Origin of the sequence: Enterobacter sp. KBR-315C3_2022 (assembly GCF_041399425.1) — a bacterium.
Classification (GTDB): Bacteria; Pseudomonadota; Gammaproteobacteria; order Enterobacterales; family Enterobacteriaceae; genus Enterobacter.
Window position 1 is genome coordinate 169,745 of record NZ_JBGKEB010000001.1, and the last position, 16,487, is coordinate 186,231.

Here is a 16,487-nt window from a genome sequence, read left to right on the forward strand (position 1 = left end):
ACCTGCCATGAAGGCACTTTTAACAGGTCTGCGCCGCGGCGCAGAGGGACGCGTGCACCTTTTTTTTCTCCTGGCGGCGGCAATCGTGATGATGCCTCCGGCCGGGGCGGTGACGTCGCAGTCGTTTAAGGTCAGCGCGACGATCGTTCCGGGCTGCTCGGTCACGGCCGGAACCGGGGGGATTTTAGGCACGCTTAATTTTGGCACGCATACGGGCGTGGAAAGCGCGCCGGTCAGCACCAGCTTTGTGCCCAACGGCGCGCTGTCGATTGCCTGCACGCCGGGCGTGGCGCTCAGCATGAGCATTGACGGCGGGAAGTATTACTCCTCCGTGCGGCGCATGCAGATAGCGGGCGGAACCAGCGTGGTGGGGTATCGGCTTTACAGCAATAGTTCGCTGGCGGCGAACAGCGAAATCGGGGTCAACCAGCCGGTGGCCGTGACCTATACCAACAGCAACAATATTGCGCTGCCGCTGTTTGGCGTCGCGCTCCTGACGGGGTTTAGCCCCGCAGGCACGTATTCAGATCAGCTCACCGTGACCTTGTCGTGGTGATGAAGGGAGAACGTTCATGAAGCCATCCTTTACATCCGTCTGCCTGATGGGCGCGCTCGGGGCGACGGGCTATGCGCACGCCGCCGCGACGATCCTTCTGTGGCCCATCGATCCCTGGCTCGCGCCGGACACCAAAGCCACGGAGCTGTGGATCCAGAACCAGGGCAACGCCGCCACGACGATGCAGGTGCGCATCGTGCGCTGGCGGCAGGAAAATGGCTTCGAGCGCTACGCCGCCCAGCAGGAGGTGGTCGCTAGCCCGCCGATCGTCACCATCGATAAAGGGGCCAAGCAGCTTATCCGCCTGATCAAGCAGGGCACCGTTGCGCCCGGCGTTGAGCAGGCCTATCGCATTATCGTGGATGAGATCCCACAGCCCGCGGCCGCCGCCGAGCCCGCCATTGGCCTCAAGCTGCAGATGCGCTACTCCATTCCGCTGTTCGCGTACGGGCAGGGGATCGAAACCATAAAAGAGGGGGCGCACCACGCGCTGGTGGAGACCCGAAATCTGAGCTGGCGGGTGGCACAGGAGGACGGCCATCCGGTGCTGGAGGTGCGCAATCAGGGGGATGTGCACGTTAAGCTGAGCCAGGTGTCGCTGACGCAGAACGGGCAGAAGCGCACGGTGGCCGAGGGGCTGCTCGGCTATGTCCTGCCGGACAGCACCCGCCGCTGGCCGATACCCGCCGGGATCCGCCAGCCCAGCCAGCTGAGTGCGCAGATTAATGCCAGGGATACGCTATGGCAGTCGCCCCCCGTCAACTGAAGCCAGCGATGATGATCCTGCTCTGCGTCAGTACGGGTGCCTGGGCCGAAAGCGGCGATGACAGCTTACCGCCGCCGCCGGGCGCGCAGGCGACGAGCGGCGAGGCCGTTTTCCAGCTCGCTATCGTGCTTAACCACTACGATACCGGGCTGGTGGTGCCCGTTACGCAGCGCGACGGCGCGTTCTTTATCTCCAGCGCCGACCTGCTGCGCGCCGGGCTGCCGCCCGAGCATATCCCTGCCGGAGAGGTTAATCTTTCCACGCTGTCGTCCGTGCGGGTGGAATACGACAGCGCCGCGCAGCGCCTGCTGCTGACCGTCCCGCGCGACTGGGTGGCGTCTCGCGTCACCTCCTTTAACGGCCAAACCGCCCAAAGCAAGCCCCACTTCGGCACCGGGGCGCTGCTGAACTACGATTTCTACACCAACCATACCGAGCACGTCGGCGGTCAGGCGTCCCTGTGGCATGAGTTTCGCTACTTCAACGAAAGCGGCTCGCTCTCTTCAACCGGCTACGTGCGCCAGAACTTTACCGGCAACCAGGGGCAGCAGGAGGGATACGTACGCTACGACACCACGCTGCTCATGACCGACGAAGATGATGCCGTAACCTGGAGCGCCGGGGACGTGATCAGCGATGCGCTAAGCTGGAGCTCCAGCGTGCGCATGGGCGGCATCAGCTACGGGCGCGATTTCTCCCTGCGTCCGGATCTGGTGACCTGGCCGCTGCCGGAGTTTTCCGGCGACGCGGCGGTGCCGACGTCGGTCGATCTGTTCATCAATGGCTACCGCTCCGGCTCGACGCAGCTCCAGCCGGGGCCGTTTACGCTCACCAACCTGCCTTACATCAACGGCGCGGGCGACGCGGTGCTGGTCACCACCGACGCGCTGGGCCGCCAGGTCAGCACCACGCTGCCGTTTTACGTCACCAGCGATCTGCTGAAAGCGGGGCTGAGCGACGGCGCCGTCACCCTTGGGAGCCTGCGGCGAAACTACGGCATCGACAATTTCGACTACGGCCCGGCGGCGGCGAGCGGATCGTATCGCTACGGGCTGACGGACTGGCTGACGCTGGAAGGGCACAGCGAAGCGGCGGAGGAGCTGGCGCTCGGCGGCGCGGGCGGCGTCGTAAAGCTGGGCCACTTTGGCGTCGTCAATTCATCCTACACCCGCAGCCGGATGCGCGGAGACGATGGCGGCCAGGTCAACTGGGGCTATCAGTACAGCACCAGCGCCTTTAGTCTCGCCACCCAGCACAGTCGGCGCGACCGCGGGTTTGGCAACCTCGCGCTCTACGATCAGCCAACGATTTATGATGAAAACAACGACCCGATTGCCAGTCTGAGCCGCAACACCGATCAGTATTCGCTGACCTTTAACCTCGGGCAGTACGGCAACGTCGGCGCGGCCTGGATCGGCGTCGAAAGCTTCGACAATCAGAAAACCGAGCTGCTTAACCTCTCCTGGAGCCGCAGCCTGTGGGGCGCCAGCAATATTTACGTGGCGGGCAGCCGCGACCAGCAGCGCGGCGACTGGACCGTTGCGCTCTCTATTCAGGTGCCGTTTGGCGAGCGCGACAGCGCCGCCGTCACCGTCGAAAATACCCCCAGTGCGGGCAGCACCCAGCGCCTTAACTATAACCACGCCATGCCGTCCGACGGCGGCTTTAGCTGGAATATGGCGTGGGCCAACCAGTCGCGCGCCAGCAACTACCAGCAGGGGACGCTGGGCTGGCGCAACAACAGCGTTGAGCTGCAGGGCGGCGGCTACGGCGAGCAGGGCATGATGACCTGGTGGGGCGAGGCGATGGGCGCCCTGGTCCTGATGGACGGCGAAACGTTCGCTGCCAACAAAATCAACGACGCCTTTGTGGTGATCAGCACCGACGGCCACCCCGACGTGCCGGTGAACTATGAAAACCAGCCGGTGGGGAAAACCAACCGCAACGGCTACCTGCTGGTCAGCGGCGTGTCGGCCTATTACCCGGCAAGCTACAGCATCAATACCCTGAACCTTCCGGCGGATACGCGGCTGAAGGAGACCGAGAGGCGCGTGGCGATCCGCCGCCACAGCGGTTACCTGGTGGACTTCCCGATGGAGCAGGAGCGGGTGGCCAGCGTGATCCTGCATGATGCGAACGGCGAGGCGATCCCGGTCGGCAGCCAGGTGCGCCGCGCCTCGCGCGCCAGCGCGGTGGTGGGCTACGACGGCATCGCCTGGCTGGAAAACCTCAGCGACGTTAACGCGCTGGAGGTCACCACGCCGCAGGGAAAACAATGCAAAGCCACGCTGGCGGTGGGGGCCAACCCCGAGCACAAGCTGCAAACCTACGGGCCGCTGACCTGCCGGGAGTCGCCGTGAAGCGCCTGCTTCTGCTGGTGCTGCTGCTGGCCTCCGGCGGCAGCTGGGCCGCCTGCACCGTCAGCACGGTCAACGCCTCGTTTGGCAGCGTGACCTCCTTTGCGCTGAGCGGCACCGGCGAGGTCGAAACCACCGGCACCCTGGTGGTGGCCTGCGACGCGGTGCTCAACCTCCTGACCAACGACTCGGTGACGCTCACCTACTCGGCGGCGTCGGTGTCGGCCAACAGCCGCGCCACGATGAAGCGCACCGATAACGCCACCGTTCCCGACGCGATCCCCACGCGCCTGTGCGGCCTTTCCGGCTGCGCGAGCAGCAGCGAGGTGCAAATCAGCAAAACCTATACCTGGAGCGGCAACACGCTGCTGGGCCTGCTTGGTTCGAAGCAGTACAACATCCCGCTCTACTTCAGGACCGTCGCCGGGCAAAACGTCACCGCCGGGCCGTATCAGGTGCTGCTGACCTTCAGCATTAACTACAACGTTTGCTCGGTGGGCGCGGCGGGGCTGTGCCTGACGCCGCAGACCGGCACGGCGACCACCACCATCCTGCTCAACATGACCGTCACCAACGACTGCAGCGCCATGACCACGCCGGACATCAACTTCAACAGCGCGCCGCTGGTGCAGAACTTTCCCACCGTATCGCAGGCCATTGCCGTCACCTGCACCAAGGGCAGCACCTATACCATTGGCATCAACAACGGTGCCAACGCGCTGAACAACGTGCGGCGCATGGTGAGCGGCAGCAACGCCATGAGCTACGACATCTACAAAGAAGCCACGGCCAACCGCTGGGGCAGCAGCGGGGCGGAGCGCTGGACCAGCGACACCTCGTCGCAGGTCAGCACCGACGGGCTGCTGCGCACCTACAACTACACCGCCAAAGTGCTGACCGGTCAGGCGACGCCCCCTGCCGGCACCTACAGCGACACGCTGATCGTTGACGTCGCCTTCTGACTCCCGCGCTTTTCCCTTTCGCAAATGTAAAGTTCCTGTGGCCTGTGCCGATAACACCGTTAATAAATCTATAAGAAGGTGTTGTATGTTGAACCGTATACGCGTTGTCACCCTGCTGATGATGGTGCTGGTCATTTTCGCACTTCTTCAGCTCATTTCCGGCGGGCTGTTTTTCTCGTCGCTCAAACAGAACCAGGACAGCTTCGCCGCCTCAAACGACCTGCGCGTGCAGCAGGGCGAGCTCACCTCGACCTGGGACCTGATGCTGCAAACGCGCATCAACCTCAGCCGCTCCTCCGCGCGCATGATGATGGATCCGGCGAACCAGCAGAGCAGCGCTAAAACCGACCTGCTGAAAAACGCGCGCGCCACGCTCGCCGACGCCGCGAAGCATTACGACGCCTTCAAAAAGATTGCTCCGCAGCCCGCCATGGCGCAGGTGAGCGCCAGCATTGATGAAAAATATAACGCCTACTTTGCCGGGCTGACGGAGCTTATCCAGTTCCTCGAAAGCGGCAACATGGACGGCTATTTCGCGCAGCCCACGCAGGGGATGCAAAACGCCCTCGGCGCGGCGCTCGGCGACTACGCCAGCGCCAGCGGCCAGCTCTACCGCAGCGCCTTTTCGCAAAGCCAGAACGACTACCGCTTTGCCAAATGGCAGATGGCGGTGATGGCCGTCGCCCTCGCCGTGGTGGTGCTGGGCGTGTGGTGCGGCATTCGCCATATCCTGCTTAATCCGCTCGGGCGCGTCATCGCCCACATTCGCGACATCGCCAGCGGCGATCTGACCAAAGCGCTGGTCGTTTCCGGGCGCAACGAAATCACCGAGCTTGCCGGCAGCGTAGACCATATGCAGCGCGCGCTGGTGGAGACCGTCGCCAACGTGCGTAACGGCTCCGACGCCATCTATACCGGCACAAGCGAAATTGCGATGGGCAATAACGACCTCTCTTCCCGCACCGAGCAGCAGGCCTCCGCGCTTGAAGAGACCGCGGCGAGCATGGAACAGCTCACCGCGACGGTGAAGCAGAACGCCGATAACGCCCGCCAGGCGTCGCAGCTGGCGCAAAGCGCGTCTGACACCGCCCAGCGCGGCGGCCGCGTGGTGGACGGCGTGGTGAAAACCATGCACGACATCGCCGACAGCTCGAAGAAAATCGCCGACATCATCAGCGTCATCGACGGCATCGCCTTCCAGACCAACATCCTGGCGCTCAACGCTGCCGTGGAAGCGGCGCGCGCGGGCGAGCAGGGGCGCGGTTTTGCGGTGGTAGCGGGTGAAGTGCGCAACCTCGCCAGCCGCAGCGCCAACGCGGCAAAAGAGATCAAAGCGCTGATTGAGGACTCCGTTTCGCGCGTGGATACCGGCTCGGTGCTGGTGGAAAGCGCGGGCGAAACCATGAACGACATCGTGAATGCCGTCACCCGCGTGACGGACATCATGGGGGAAATCGCCTCCGCGTCGGACGAGCAGAGCCGGGGCATCGACCAGGTGGCGCTGGCGGTATCGGAAATGGACCGCGTGACGCAGCAGAACGCTGCGCTGGTGCAGGAGTCCGCGACGGCGGCGGCCGCGCTTGAGGAGCAGGCGAGCCTGCTGAAGCAGGCCGTCTCGGCCTTCCGCCTGACCTCCACGGCAAACACGGCCAGCGCGCGGGCGGCGTATCGCGAACCGGCGTCCGCACCGGCGGAAGCGCGCCCTCGCCAGGCGGCGACCGGACAAGAAGAAAACTGGGAAACATTTTGACTGACTGTTAAACCGCGGCGGCTGCCGCTTGATGGGAGCGTGGATGTTAAATCGTATTCGTATCTCGACCACACTGTTTTTGATTCTGATTACGTGTGGGGTGTTGCAGGTTGGCAGTAACGGGTTGTCCTTTTGGGCGTTTCGCGATGGTTATCAGAATTTAAAGGAAGTCGAGGCGAGCAATCAGCAGCGCTCCGCGCTGGCGCAAACGCGCGCCGTGCTGCTGCAGGCAAGTACCGCGCTGAACAAAGCGGGGACGTTAACCGCGCTGAGCTATCCGCCGGACGATATCAAGGGGTTGATGGCAACGGCGCGCGCCAGCCTGAAGCAGGCCGACGCGCAGTTTAAGGCGTTTATCGCGCAGGGCGCGGTGAGTGAAAAAGGGAACGCGCTGAAAGCCACCATGCAGAAAAACTACGCCCAGTGGCACACGGACCTGGAGCATCAGGCCACCTGGCTTGAGAACAACCAGCTGTCTGATTTTCTGACCGCGCCGGTGCAGGGATCGCAGGCCGCTTTTGACGGCAGTTTTGACGCGTGGCAGCAGGACATCAACCAGTTCGTCCAGCGCGCGAGCGATGACGGCCGCAAAAGCTACCGCATGTCGGGCGTGGTGTTCGCCGTGATGGTGATCCTCGCCGCGCTGCTGACCGGCGGCGCGCTGCTCTGGTCGCGCCGGATGATTGTGCAACCGCTGGCGATTATCAGCAGCCACTTTGACAGCATTGCGAAGGGCAACCTGGCGCGCCCGGTGGCGGTGTACGGTAAGAACGAGATTTCGGCGATCTTTGCCAGCCTGAAGGCGATGCAGGGCGCGCTGCGTGAAACGGTCAGCGACGTGCGCCAGGGCAGCTACGCGATGCACACCGGGATTTCCGGGATCGCGGCGGGCAACAACGATCTCTCTTCTCGCACCGAGCAGCAGGCGGCGTCGCTGGCGCAGACGGCGGCCAGCATGGAGCAGCTTACCGCGACGGTGAGCCAGAACGCAGACAACGCCCGACAGGCGTCGGACCTGTCGAGGCAGGCGGCGCTGACGGCGAAGAAGGGCGGCGACCAGGCCTCGCACGTGGCGAGCACCATGCAGGCGATTGCCGCCAGCTCGCAGAAGATTGGCGACATTATCAGCGTGATTGACGGCATTGCCTTCCAGACCAACATCCTGGCGCTTAACGCGGCGGTTGAGGCCGCGCGGGCGGGTGAACAGGGGCGCGGGTTTGCCGTGGTCGCGGGCGAAGTCCGCAATCTGGCGAGCCGCAGCGCCAACGCGGCGAAAGAGATCAAGGGGCTGATCGAAGAGTCGGTCTCCCGCGTTCAGGAGGGATCGACGCTGGTGGACACCGCCGCGCAGACCATGACGGAAATCGTCACCTCCGTCACCCGGGTTAACGACATTATGGGCGAGATTGCCTCCGCCTCCGACGAGCAGCGCCGCGGCATTGAGCAGGTGGCCCAGGCGGTGAGCCAGATGGATCAGGTGACGCAGCAGAACGCCTCGCTGGTCCAGGAGGCGGCCGTCGCCACCGATCGGCTGGCGAGTCAGGCGGACCATCTTACCGGCCTCGTCGCCGTGTTTAACGTGAAAGAGCAGGTTGAAGCCGTAACAGAAGTTGGGCGGCCGCAGGCCGTGCCAGTTGTATCCTGAATGTGATTGAGAAGGCGCTATGACATCACCTATGCCCTCAGGGCAAACGTCATTATTGCAGCAGATGACACAGCGCCTCGCGCTGTCCGACGCGCATTTTCGTCGGATATGTCAGTTAATCTACCAGCGTGCGGGGATCGTGCTTGCCGACCACAAGCGAGACATGGTCTACAACCGCCTGGTGCGGCGTTTGCGTACGCTGGGACTGGACGATTTTGGCCGCTACCTGAGCATGCTCGAAGCGAACCAGAACAGCGCCGAATGGCAGGCATTTATCAACTCGTTAACCACCAACCTGACCGCGTTCTTCCGCGAGGGGCACCACTTTCCGGTGCTGGCGGAGCACGCGCGTCGTCGCACCGGGGAGTATCGCGTCTGGAGCGCGGCGGCCTCCACCGGGGAAGAGCCCTACTCGCTGGCGATCACCCTGGCGGACACGCTGGGCATGGCGCCGGGGCGCTGGAAGGTGTACGCCAGCGACATCGACACCGAGGTGCTGGAGAAAGCCCGCAGCGGCGTCTATCGCCAGGACGAACTGAAAACCCTGTCGCCCCAGCAGCTGCAGCGCTACTTCATGCGCGGCACCGGCCCGCACGAGGGGCTGGTGCGCGTGCGCCAGGAGCTGGCGAACTGCGTCGAATTTGCGCCGGTCAACCTGCTCGACAGGCAGTACAGCGTGCCCGGGCCGTTCGACGCCATCTTTTGCCGTAACGTGATGATCTATTTTGATAAAACGACGCAGCAGGACATTTTGCGTCGCTTTGTTCCGCTGCTCAAGCCCGACGGTTTACTGTTCGCAGGGCACTCGGAAAACTTCAGCAACCTCGCGCGCGAGTTTAGCCTGCGTGGGCAGACGGTCTATGCGCTGAGTAAGGAAAAAACATGAGTAAAATCAGGGTATTGTCGGTCGATGATTCGGCGCTGATGCGCCAGATCATGACCGAAATCATCAATAGCCACAGCGATATGGAGATGGTGGCGACGGCGCCCGATCCCTTAGTTGCGCGGGATTTAATCAAAAAATATAACCCCGACGTGCTGACGCTGGACGTCGAAATGCCGCGCATGGACGGCATCGATTTCCTCGAAAAACTGATGCGCCTGCGCCCGATGCCGGTGGTGATGGTCTCCTCCCTGACCGGAAAAGGCTCGGAAATTACCCTGCGCGCGCTGGAGCTGGGAGCGGTGGATTTTGTGACCAAGCCGCAGCTCGGCATCCGCGAGGGGATGCTGGCCTACAGCGAAATGATTGCCGAGAAGATCCGCACCGCGTCGCGGGCGAAACTGGCGGCGCATAAGCCGATGGCGGCACCGGCCGCGCTGAAGGCGGGCCCGCTGCTCAGCTCGGAAAAACTGCTGGTGATTGGCGCGTCAACCGGAGGAACAGAGGCAATTCGCCACGTACTCCAGCCATTGCCGCTCTCAAGCCCGGGTATTCTGATTACCCAGCACATGCCGCCGGGATTTACCCGCTCGTTCGCGGAGCGCCTGAACAAGCTGTGCCAGATTAGCGTGAAGGAGGCGGAAGACGGCGAGCGCGTGCTGCCGGGGCATGCCTACATTGCGCCGGGCGACAAGCATATGGAGCTGGCGCGCAGCGGGGCGAACTATCAGATCAGAATTCATGACGGGCCGCCGGTTAACCGGCACCGTCCGTCGGTGGATGTGCTGTTTCATTCGGTGGCGAAACACGCGGGGCGCAACGCCGTTGGGGTGATCCTGACGGGGATGGGCAACGACGGCGCCGCCGGAATGCTTGCAATGCACCAGGCCGGGGCCTGGACGATTGCGCAGAATGAAGCAAGTTGTGTGGTGTTCGGCATGCCGCGCGAGGCCATCAATATGGGTGGCGTGAGCGAAGTGGTCGATCTTAGCCAGGTAAGCCAGCAGATGCTGGCGAAAATCAGTGCCGGACAGGCAATACGTATTTGACTCAGGAGTAGAATTAGATGGCGGATAAAGAGCTTAAGTTTTTGGTTGTGGATGACTTTTCCACCATGCGCCGCATCGTGCGCAACCTGCTGAAGGAGCTGGGCTTCAACAACGTTGAAGAGGCGGAGGACGGCGTTGACGCGCTGAACAAGCTCCAGGCGGGCGGGTTTGGGTTTGTTATCTCTGACTGGAACATGCCGAACATGGACGGCCTGGAACTGCTGAAAACCATTCGCGCCGATGCGGGCATGGCCGCTTTGCCGGTGCTGATGGTGACCGCGGAAGCGAAGAAAGAGAACATCATCGCGGCCGCGCAGGCGGGCGCGAGCGGCTACGTGGTGAAACCGTTCACCGCGGCGACCCTCGAAGAGAAGCTCGGCAAAATCTTCGAGAAACTCGGCATGTGAGGGGATGGTCATGATGCAACCTGCAATGAAACCCGTTGAAGAACATTCGCCTACCGACATCATCGTCCGCATTGGCAGCCTGACGCGCATGCTGCGCGACAGCCTGCGCGAGCTGGGGCTGGATCAGGCGATCGCCGAAGCGGCGGAAGCCATCCCCGACGCGCGCGATCGTCTGGACTATGTGGTGCAGATGACCGCCCAGGCGGCCGAGCGCGCGCTGAACAGCGTCGAGGCCTCGCAGCCGCACCAGGACGCGATGGAGAAGGGCGCGAAGGCACTGAGCAAGCGCTGGGATGAGTGGTTCGAAAACCCGATTGAGCTGGCAGACGCCCGCGAGCTGGTGACCGATACGCGCCAGTATCTCGGCGACGTGCCGGGACACACCAGCTTCACCAACGCCCAGCTGCTGGACATCATGATGGCGCAGGATTTCCAGGACCTGACCGGTCAGGTGATCAAGCGCATGATGGATGTGATTCAGGAGATTGAGCGGCAGCTGCTGATGGTGCTGCTGGAGAACATGCCGGAACCGGCTGCCCGTCCGAAGCGCGAGAACGAAAGCCTGCTCAACGGGCCGCAGCTCGATGCGTCCAAAGCGGGCGTCGTGGCAAGCCAGGATCAGGTCGACGACCTGCTGGACAGCCTCGGCTTCTGACGCGTAATGACACCCCTCTGGCTGCCCGCGCAGCCTGAGGGGTGACGCGCTAGCGAAGGTCCATCTTCACCGTCACGTTTCCTTCAAAACTGCCCGGTTCGGGCGTCGCCTCCGTTGTGCTCACCGGCACGGCCTGAATTTTCACCACGCCGTTTCCCTGTTCATCCATCGTGACCGGAAACTCGTAGCTGCCGTCCAGCTCAACGTTCTGGCCGTTTTCATCATAGACCCGCACCCCGAGGTCGTTGCGGTTAAGCAGCCTGGCGATCAAGGGCGCGCTGCTGTCGGCGAGCCCGTGATCGGCGGAGAGGGTGAGCTTTATGCGATCGTTATTGCCGACCGCGTTATCGTCGCAGTGATAGGCAATATCGACGTTTTTCAGGGCATAGCCCTGAGGCGGCTGTCCTTTACTGACAAACTGCTTGCTGACGATACTGCCAAATTCGACCTCAATGGTGCTTCCCGCGTTGATGGTGCAGCTGAGCGGGGCCGAAAGCGTTCCGCCGAACCAGATATCCGAAACGTGCTCGGCCTGCGCGGCATCGCAGTCTGAGCCGCTCCCAAAGTAGAGGCACGCATAGTTCTGGACGATAAGCGTGGGCGGAATGACCTCTTCACCCAGAATAGGCTTTTTGACATGCAGGATAACCGCGGCGACGTTCCAGCGGAATTTGCGCTTGATTCCATTCGAGTCTGCTAACCGAGAGCTATCGCTGCATACGCTTGATTCACCCTCGGACTTCGACAATCGCGTCTCCAGCACGCTGGGCATTTTACCTCGCGAAGTGGGGTACTCGTTTATGGGAAGGTGGTTCAGCGCATTGCCGTCCGGGGAGTTGATCGCATCAGCATAGCCGGTGATATCAGCATCAATTTTATCGGTAAGAAAGCCATAACCGTTTGACCCGGGACCGAGCGGACTTCCGGCGAACGTGACTTCATAGACTACGCTGGAAGAGAAAAGGTTGCCGGGACACGTACAGTTAGCCTCCATCTCAGCGCCCGCGCCGACAAGATGTTCTGGAATGTCGTAATCGTGATTGGCTTTGTTCTCATCAGAGGTAAATTCGTGATCGTACGAGATTGTGTAGGTTTGCGGGGCATCGAAGCAGTTAGGAAGTATTCCTGATGCCTGGCACACGCTAATGGCTGGCAGGCTTAACGCCGCTGCCAGTAGGGCTGAAGCCGTGAGTTTCGTCATTTTATTTATCATGGGAAGAGTCCTGCTGACAGAGCGCACTTACCGAGTAGATGCCGTTAGGGCTTGCGTTTTGCCGCTTCGTCTGGGGGGTGATGAGGGCGCTGCACTGCTGGTCGGGGGCATTGCCCCATTTCACGCTAAGAAGTGCTGATTCTCCAATGCCAGCAAAATAAACGGTGCCGGTATCGTCCACGATGCCGCTCATCGCCGGAGCGTTGCAGCTGGCAATTGCGCCAAAAGGCACGCGCTGGCCGTCCGGTCGCTGCAGGGCAATCAGCATGCGATAGCCCACGCGCGCGTTAAATCGAGCAACCACCGCGGCGTTGCGTGAGGGAATGACGGTGGCCGACGTATCGCTGCTGTCGACGTCTTCAGGCAGGCTGGCGGTGTCGATGCGGATCGTGTTCTCCTGATACGGCGTCAGCGAAGGGATCACCGCGTTGCCTAGCCAGTCCGTCTGCACGCCCCGCTGGTTTTGAAAACGAACCCCGGAGGCGTCGTTGGCCGTTACGATGGCGAACTGGCTGCCGAGCGGCTGTGAAAGCGTAACGCCCTGCGGATGCGCCACAATTCCGCCGCTGATGCCGTAGTTAAGCTGCTTTGAACCGTTGGAAGAGGCGTAATACCCCGCGTTGAGGTTAGCGTACTGCGAACGGTAGCTGCCGTAGACGCTGCTGGTATCGTCCCCGTCGTGGTTAGCGTGGCCCTGCTGAAGAGAGTAGCTCAAACGCTGATCGTCGAGCAGCGTGCCGCTGAGGCCGAGGTTTTGTCGCGTGTAGCCGTGCTGGCTGTTGCTGATGTTATAGCTGCTCCAGGCGCGCGGCAGCCATTTTGACAGCGGGACGCTGAAGCCGAACGAAACCATGCGGTCAGTCGCTTCCCCGTTGGCTTTGCTGTAGCTGTAGGCCATGTGGTAGCTCACGCCGCTAATAACGGTATTAAAGCCTGCCGACAGGCTTCGTTCTTTCTTTGATGTTCCCCAGTAGTCCTGCTGGTAGCCGTTGAGATACAGGCTGACGCCGGAGACGGTCTGGCTGACGCTGGCCTGAAGGCGGCTGCGCTTGTTGTAGCGAAACAGCAGGTCGTCCTCATTTTCGTCCATTTTCTGGTTGGCGTCGGCAAAGCTGTAGTAGCCCCGGCTGGAGTAGCGGTAGCTGCCGAGCGTGAGGTTGGTGTCGGTGGCGTCAATTTTGCCGGTGTAGAGCAGGCGCAGGGAGTGACCCGTATGTTCGCTGTCGTCGTCAAGGCGGGTTTGGGCCAGCGTGACGTCCGCCGAGAGTGAGCCTATCGGTCCGAGAGACATACCCGCGCCGGTGTTGGCCGCATTGTAATCTTCGGATATCGTCAGCCCGCCAAACCAGGTCATGAAGTTATTGAAACCGTAGATCGCGCTGCCCTGCAGAAACTCCGGCTCCTTTTGGCTGCTGGCGCTGTCGGCGCGATAGCGACCGGCCGTCATCTCAAACTTGATATGCCCAGGACGCTGCATGACGGCGATGCTGGAGTAGGGCTGCGTAAAACGGTGTTCGGTGCCGTCGGCCTCTTTGACCGTCACCTCCAGATCGCCGCTGTTGGTGGTCGAGTAAAGATCGTCGATCTCAAACGCGCCCGGCGCGACGTTCTGCTGATAGATGAGATAGCCATTCTGGCGCACGGAGACTTCCGCGTTCGAGCTGGCGATGCCGCGAATAATGGGCGCGAAGCCGCGCTGGCTGTAGGGAAGCATCTCCTCATCGGAGGCGAGGTTGACGCCGCGGTATTGCACGCTATCAAAGACCTCGCCCCGCGTGCTGCTTTCGCCGGCGGTGAACTGCGCCCTAAGCGCATCAACGTCGTGCTGCACGTAGGTGCTGAGGTTTTCCCACTGATTGTCGGTGTCCGACTGGCTCCAGGTGCTGTAGTTACGCAACCGCCAGCCCAGAAGGTTCGCGCCGGTGCGCATGTTGAGGTAGCGGTTAGCCGTGCGGTCGCTGTCGTCGCCCCGATCCTCCGAGCCGGAGAACGTATAGTCGCTGAACAGCACGGGCACGCCGTCGTCCCAGCGCGACGGATCGATATAGTCAGGGCTGGCCTCGCCGACGGCGGCCTGGGGAATGCTTAGCGCCAGGGTCATCGTCGAGAAATCCAGCTGCGCGGAGGCCAGGGGAATATAGACGCCCAGCGGTTTGGGCAGCGTCTCGTTGGGGGCAAGCGCCAGCAGCGAGGGATAGCGATCGACGCTAATCCCCCACGCGCGCAGCATGTCGGGCGTCAGCTGTGGGGTCAGCGACCCGTCCGGCGCGCTGACGTAGCTGATTTTTGCATCGGCGCGGCGGCGCGCGTTGATCGTCACCTTTGACGCGTAGGTGCCCGGAAGCTGGGCGTTGGATTTTGAAAACAAGGAAAGGTCGATTTCCTGCTCGTTCAGCATGTCACCCTCCAGCGAGGAGGGGGAAAAGCGATATTCCCTGGCCTCCAGGGAGCAGCTCGCGACGAAAAGAATGCCTCCCAGACAGCAAAGTTGCGGGTTGAGGCTAAAGAGCCTACTGCATGGCAGCGCGTTACGTCCTGTAAACATGGTGGTTTAGTCGTCCTGCACAAGGGTAGAGGTGTATTTTTCGGACGCATTGCCGTAGTCCGTAATGCAGCGCCAGCTGACGTTTGTGCTCTGCGCGCTGTCCGGAAGGGGAAGCGTGACCCTGGACGCGGGCCCGACCATGTCGGCTTTCTCAATTTTTTTGGTGCCGACCGACAGCGAGTCGAATACGCTGTAGAACGCGCCGTCGTTCATCACGGTGAGCTGCCCGGCGTGGCGGGCAAAGCGCAGATTTTTGCAGGTTTCTGTCGGCGTACCGGCAAGCCCCGTTGGCCGCCAGAACAGCTTCAGGCGCGTTTTGTAGATCAGGCGCAGGACGTTTTTACCGTCATCATCCGCACTGGTGGCGGGAACGGTGCGCACGTTGAGGTAGAACAGCGTCTCTTTATCCGTGGAAAGCGGCGTGCCGTTCCAGGTAATGCGCAGGCTTTGCTCCTTTTGCGCATCGAGGCGACAAAGCGGCGGCGTAACGATAAACGGTCCGCGGGTTTTACCATCCCCGGTATCTGTCCAGGACTGAATAAGCCACGGCAGCTCTTTTTCATTATTCTGCAAGGGCAGGGAAACTTCTTTTTTCGCGGCATCGTATATTATGCGCGTGCGGCCGATTTGTACGCCAGCAGCGTGGCAAAGTGTGCTCGCAATTACGGGAAGGCATAAGAACGCTTTTACTGATGTGCGCATGAAAGACCTTTGGTTTAAAGGAGTGAATGGAAAAAGATAATAGTTCGAAAACGGACTCGAACTATTATCTGAGCTCATCTCCTCAATCGACATAATGCAAATATCGGGAAGTTGACAAGCGCCAGGGCGAATTAACGATAAAGAATGTTTACCGTCATATCCGCATCCGCCGCACCCGCTTTAACTTCAGCAGCAAAGGATTTATAGCGGGCGTTAAAATCGGCCTGAATGGTATCGGCTGCTTTGCTTGCCAGCTCTATATAGACCTGCTCTTCGGCTCCATCCATCGTTATAAACTGTTCGTTTTGACCTGCCGGACTAATAGCAATGCCAAGACCCGTTGCGGCCTCGTCGCCGGCGGTGGTGATTTTGCTTACGTCAAGCAGGGTATTGGTGCCGGTTAAGGCGGTCGGACCGTTGAACGTCAGCTGCACCGCTGGCAGACCGTCGCTTTTTAGCGGGCAGTTAGCCAGAATAACGGAGAATTTCTGAAGCGTGGATTCCTTTCCGACTTCGGTGAAGTAGGACGTTGGAAAGGTTCCCAGAGGGACAGTGCTGTCCGTGCCGCTGTCCCCCTGTATGGTGCAGCTTGGCTCAATAATTTGGCCGGTAAAGTGAATGGTGCCCGCATTCATTTCGGCTGCGAAGCTGCTGAAGGACAGCGTGGCAAATACGACGCCAGTAATAATGTTTTTTGTAAAATCCATCTGCATAATTTCCTAAGTGTGAAAACATTCTTGGTCAGCAATTTTAAAAGTGATGAATTGTCGCCGGTGGGAAGTATAACGACTATTTAGGTTGAGGTAATTGCAGGGAGAATATATTAAATATCATAGCATGAGGATGTTACTCTGCTAATTAATTAAAAATAAATATCTTATATCCTCGGATTATGTAATTCACATATTCTTAGCATCTCGGTAAAATTGCCAATCCAATTGTTCGCTTAATGTAAGGATATATCCATCATTGTGATGTAAGCGAACGGTGAATTAAG

14 protein-coding genes and 1 pseudogene are annotated in these 16,487 nt (G+C 60.8%); 10 read left to right on the forward strand and 5 right to left on the reverse strand.

Annotated features, from left to right (window positions below):
* The first annotated feature begins 7 nt into the window (after positions 1–7).
* From AB8804_RS00905 to cheZ, 10 genes are all read left to right on the forward strand, one after another.
* Complete coding sequence (locus tag AB8804_RS00905) at positions 8–556, forward strand: spore coat U domain-containing protein (protein WP_371182063.1); 549 nt, start codon at positions 8–10, stop codon at positions 554–556.
* Between the two features lie 16 nt (positions 557–572).
* A complete protein-coding gene (locus AB8804_RS00910; RefSeq protein WP_371182066.1) occupies positions 573–1,322 on the forward strand; it encodes a molecular chaperone in 750 nt (249 codons plus the stop codon).
* The gene (locus AB8804_RS00915; protein ID WP_371182068.1) at positions 1,298–3,682 is read left to right on the forward strand and encodes a fimbria/pilus outer membrane usher protein; all 2,385 of its coding nucleotides are present in this window, start codon (positions 1,298–1,300) and stop codon (positions 3,680–3,682) included. The genes AB8804_RS00910 and AB8804_RS00915 overlap by 25 nt, the downstream gene beginning before the upstream one ends.
* A complete protein-coding gene (locus AB8804_RS00920) occupies positions 3,679–4,641 on the forward strand; it encodes a spore coat protein U domain-containing protein (RefSeq protein ID WP_371182071.1) in 963 nt (320 codons plus the stop codon). The genes AB8804_RS00915 and AB8804_RS00920 overlap by 4 nt, the downstream gene beginning before the upstream one ends.
* A gap of 85 nt (positions 4,642–4,726) precedes the next feature.
* The gene (gene tar, locus AB8804_RS00925; protein ID WP_371182073.1) at positions 4,727–6,391 is read left to right on the forward strand and encodes a methyl-accepting chemotaxis protein II; all 1,665 of its coding nucleotides are present in this window, start codon (positions 4,727–4,729) and stop codon (positions 6,389–6,391) included.
* A 43-nt stretch (positions 6,392–6,434) separates the two neighbouring features.
* On the forward strand, positions 6,435–8,036 hold the full coding sequence (gene tap / locus AB8804_RS00930) for a methyl-accepting chemotaxis protein IV (protein ID WP_371182076.1): 1,602 nt from the start codon (positions 6,435–6,437) through the stop codon (positions 8,034–8,036).
* A gap of 19 nt (positions 8,037–8,055) precedes the next feature.
* Positions 8,056–8,922 carry a protein-glutamate O-methyltransferase CheR gene (gene cheR / locus AB8804_RS00935; RefSeq protein WP_371182078.1) on the forward strand — a complete coding sequence of 289 codons (867 nt, stop codon included), beginning with the start codon at positions 8,056–8,058 and terminating at the stop codon, positions 8,920–8,922.
* Positions 8,919–9,968: a chemotaxis response regulator protein-glutamate methylesterase gene (locus AB8804_RS00940; RefSeq protein WP_112010704.1), complete on the forward strand. Its 1,050-nt coding sequence runs from the start codon at positions 8,919–8,921 to the stop codon at positions 9,966–9,968. The genes cheR and AB8804_RS00940 overlap by 4 nt, the downstream gene beginning before the upstream one ends.
* A gap of 17 nt (positions 9,969–9,985) precedes the next feature.
* The gene (gene cheY, locus AB8804_RS00945) at positions 9,986–10,375 is read left to right on the forward strand and encodes a chemotaxis response regulator CheY (RefSeq protein ID WP_371182081.1); all 390 of its coding nucleotides are present in this window, start codon (positions 9,986–9,988) and stop codon (positions 10,373–10,375) included.
* A gap of 10 nt (positions 10,376–10,385) precedes the next feature.
* Positions 10,386–11,030: a protein phosphatase CheZ gene (gene cheZ, locus AB8804_RS00950; protein ID WP_371182083.1), complete on the forward strand. Its 645-nt coding sequence runs from the start codon at positions 10,386–10,388 to the stop codon at positions 11,028–11,030.
* Positions 11,031–11,079: 49 nt separating this feature from the next.
* Here cheZ and AB8804_RS00955 read toward each other — a convergent pair whose 3' ends face one another.
* The 5 genes and pseudogenes from AB8804_RS00955 to AB8804_RS00975 form a co-directional block, all read right to left on the reverse strand.
* Positions 11,080–12,231, reverse strand: a complete 1,152-nt coding sequence (locus AB8804_RS00955; RefSeq protein ID WP_371182086.1) for a fimbrial protein — start codon at positions 12,229–12,231, stop codon at positions 11,080–11,082.
* A 1-nt stretch (position 12,232) separates the two neighbouring features.
* A complete protein-coding gene (locus AB8804_RS00960; RefSeq protein WP_371182788.1) occupies positions 12,233–14,140 on the reverse strand; it encodes a fimbria/pilus outer membrane usher protein in 1,908 nt (635 codons plus the stop codon).
* Positions 14,141–14,287: 147 nt separating this feature from the next.
* Positions 14,288–14,788, reverse strand: a pseudogene (locus AB8804_RS00965) (FimD/PapC N-terminal domain-containing protein); the annotation flags it as partial.
* 6 nt (positions 14,789–14,794) lie between these two features.
* Positions 14,795–15,490: a molecular chaperone gene (locus tag AB8804_RS00970; RefSeq protein WP_371182088.1), complete on the reverse strand. Its 696-nt coding sequence runs from the start codon at positions 15,488–15,490 to the stop codon at positions 14,795–14,797.
* Positions 15,491–15,621: 131 nt separating this feature from the next.
* Positions 15,622–16,197: a fimbrial protein gene (locus AB8804_RS00975; RefSeq protein ID WP_371182091.1), complete on the reverse strand. Its 576-nt coding sequence runs from the start codon at positions 16,195–16,197 to the stop codon at positions 15,622–15,624.
* Positions 16,198–16,487: the final 290 nt, after the last annotated feature.

What these genes read in the sequence shown, in the direction of transcription:
- AB8804_RS00905 (WP_371182063.1), top strand. Translation starts at nt 8, where the DNA reads ATGAAGGCACTTTTAACAGGTCTGCGCCGCGGCGCAGAGGGACGCGTG.
- AB8804_RS00910 (WP_371182066.1), top strand. Translation starts at nt 573, where the DNA reads ATGAAGCCATCCTTTACATCCGTCTGCCTGATGGGCGCGCTCGGGGCG.
- AB8804_RS00915 (WP_371182068.1), top strand. Translation starts at nt 1,298, where the DNA reads ATGGCAGTCGCCCCCCGTCAACTGAAGCCAGCGATGATGATCCTGCTC.
- tar (WP_371182073.1), top strand. Translation starts at nt 4,727, where the DNA reads ATGTTGAACCGTATACGCGTTGTCACCCTGCTGATGATGGTGCTGGTC.
- tap (WP_371182076.1), top strand. Translation starts at nt 6,435, where the DNA reads ATGTTAAATCGTATTCGTATCTCGACCACACTGTTTTTGATTCTGATT.
- cheR (WP_371182078.1), top strand. Translation starts at nt 8,056, where the DNA reads ATGACATCACCTATGCCCTCAGGGCAAACGTCATTATTGCAGCAGATG.
- AB8804_RS00940 (WP_112010704.1), top strand. Translation starts at nt 8,919, where the DNA reads ATGAGTAAAATCAGGGTATTGTCGGTCGATGATTCGGCGCTGATGCGC.
- cheY (WP_371182081.1), top strand. Translation starts at nt 9,986, where the DNA reads ATGGCGGATAAAGAGCTTAAGTTTTTGGTTGTGGATGACTTTTCCACC.
- cheZ (WP_371182083.1), top strand. Translation starts at nt 10,386, where the DNA reads ATGATGCAACCTGCAATGAAACCCGTTGAAGAACATTCGCCTACCGAC.
- AB8804_RS00955 (WP_371182086.1), bottom strand. Translation starts at nt 12,231, where the DNA reads ATGACGAAACTCACGGCTTCAGCCCTACTGGCAGCGGCGTTAAGCCTG.
- AB8804_RS00970 (WP_371182088.1), bottom strand. Translation starts at nt 15,490, where the DNA reads ATGCGCACATCAGTAAAAGCGTTCTTATGCCTTCCCGTAATTGCGAGC.
- AB8804_RS00975 (WP_371182091.1), bottom strand. Translation starts at nt 16,197, where the DNA reads ATGGATTTTACAAAAAACATTATTACTGGCGTCGTATTTGCCACGCTG.